1 pseudogene is annotated in these 797 nt (G+C 67.1%); it reads right to left on the bottom strand.

The annotated features are described in order from the left end of the window. Window positions 1-146: 146 nt before the first annotated feature. Window positions 147-797 (bottom strand): annotated as a pseudogene (locus tag A5625_RS00520) (NYN domain-containing protein); the annotation flags it as partial.

Below are 797 nucleotides of genomic sequence, written 5' to 3'. Positions count from 1 at the left end.
GCGGAGATCAACGCCGGGTATCGCGGGCAGTTGGTGGCCCGCGCGGTCGATCTGGTCCAGTTGTTTCCGGCGGCGGCGATAGCCGGCCGAGGACTACCGGTCGAACTCGATCGGCAGGCTCTTTGGCCCACTCGCGGCGATGCTAATTCCGCTGTGCGCAGCCGCACCATCCGTGTCGTCGACGTCTCGTCCAATTCGACGAGATCGGATCGCGAACGCAGGAAATCGCTGAATGACCGGAATCCCAAGGATCTTTCGCTGAACGACGGATCCATCCGCTTCATCTGTGCCTTCACCGCGGAGTTGTGCAGCCAGTCGACATCGTCTTTCTCCAGGCCGATCTGCAACGCACGCGTCAGCAAGGCGGTGGCGGCGCCTTGCGGGTCGGGCTGTTCCTCGGCCTCCTCGGGCTTGGCCGACTTGGTGCCACCGGTCTGCTTCTTCGGCTTGGCCGCCTCCGCATCGGCCGGCGCCGGTGCGGGGACGCCGGGCAGTGCGTCGTAGACGACGAACTCTTCGCAGGCCGCGGCCAGCGCCCGGCTCGACGCACCGGCCACCCCGATGCCCACCACGTACCGGCCCAGCCGCTTACAGCGCTGCGCCAACGGGATGTAGTCCGAGTCGCCGGCCACGATCACCACATGCGTCAGGTCTGGCAGCCGGAACATGTCCTCGACCGCGTCGACGGCCAACCGGATGTCGGCGCCGTTCTTCCCGTAGGCCGCCGCCGGAAACAACTGGACCAGATCGACCGCGCGGGCCACCAACTGCCCGCGATACCCGGCGTTGATCTCCGC

This window comes from Mycobacterium sp. 1465703.0, from assembly GCF_001672975.1.
Lineage (GTDB): Bacteria > Actinomycetota > Actinomycetes > Mycobacteriales > Mycobacteriaceae > Mycobacterium.
This window is presented reverse-complemented; position numbering and strand designations above follow the sequence as displayed.